Raw genomic sequence first — 239 nt, 5'->3', positions numbered from 1 at the left:
CGTCCGGCTTCATCGTCGACACGCAGGCGGCGCGCACGCGCGGATGCGCCAGCATGGCGCGCACGACGTCGTCGCACAGGGTTTCCTGCAGGTGCACGTGGCCTTGGGCCATGCGGCGCGCGATGGTCTCGCGCATGAAATCGTAGTCGACCACTTCGTCGAGCTGGTCGGCCTTCGGGGTCGATTCGGCCAGCGGGATGTAGAGGTCGACGTTGATCAGCACGCGCTGCTCGCCCTTC

General features: G+C 67.4%; 1 protein-coding gene. It reads right to left on the bottom strand.

What is annotated here, in order from left to right:
* Window positions 1–239, bottom strand: a 239-nt coding sequence (locus KVT32_RS31390) for a dihydroneopterin aldolase (RefSeq protein WP_217619565.1), incomplete at both ends; no start/stop codon positions are given.

This window comes from Achromobacter sp. GbtcB20 (assembly GCF_019091095.1).
GTDB lineage: Bacteria > Pseudomonadota > Gammaproteobacteria > Burkholderiales > Burkholderiaceae_B > Achromobacter > Achromobacter mucicolens.
This window is presented reverse-complemented; position numbering and strand designations above follow the sequence as displayed.